The organism is Oleiphilus sp. HI0079 (genome assembly GCF_001635105.1).
On record NZ_LWFT01001354.1, the window covers coordinates 1 to 945 of the forward strand.

At 44.6% G+C, this 945-nt stretch carries 1 pseudogene; it reads left to right on the top strand.

Annotation, left to right across the window (positions count from 1 at the left end):
- Positions 1-607: pseudogene (locus tag A3750_RS26590) on the top strand (hypothetical protein); the annotation flags it as partial.
- Positions 608-945: the final 338 nt, after the last annotated feature.

Consider the following 945-nt stretch of genomic DNA (forward strand, 5'->3'; position numbering starts at 1 on the left):
TTTGGGTAAGCTTAGTGCTTATGCATATCTATTAGAGGTGGACCAAAACATCGACAATAGTCTCGATACGTATGGTTTAAGGTTTGCTGGTAAAAAGCCTGCGTCAGAGGATGTGACTATTCTATATGCCGCTGAATATGCCACGCAGGAAAAATCTGAAGCAGGTTCCGCTGATCTAGACGCTGATTATCTGGCCCTTGAACTTGGCGCATCTGTTAGTGGAATTACCGCGAAGCTTGGTTTCGAGTCGCTGGGCTCAGACGAGGGAAATTATGGTTTCTCGACACCCTTGGCTACCTTGCATAAGTTCAATGGCTGGGCTGACCAATTTCTAGGCACGCCTGATCAGGGGCTTGAAGATTTGTATGTGAGTGTAGGAACGAAGGTCTCGGGTATTAAGCTTGCTGCTATTTATCATGATTTTTCTGCCGACGTGAGCAATGGAGGTTCTGATGATCTTGGTACGGAAGTTGATCTGCTTGCCGCTAAGAAATTCAATGATACCTATTCGGGTGGTTTGAAGTATGCAATGTACTCGGCAGGAGATGCGGCTTTTGGCAAAGTCGATACTGACAAGGCCTGGGTTTGGGTTTCAGCCAAATTCTAATCAGGGTTGCTATGCGGGCTAATCCCTAGCTCATAATTAATACGTTTTGAGATAAAAAGCTGCTTTAGCAGCTTTTTATCTACCTATCCCGACCTGGGAAGATGGATCATAAAAAAACAATCTGTCATCGAAGAGCGCAATGAATTCTCCTCAAATGCTTCTACGAGTTTCTAATCGATAAAAGTACCGTATCGCGCCAACACTCTATATACTGCGCAGAAATTGCTCTCCTCCGATTTCCCTCAATTGTAATCGGAACCTTTGCTTACCTAACTAAGAGATCGCCAATGAGCTTTGATACCCTAGGTCTATCGACAAGAATTCTTGAAGCTGTTGCG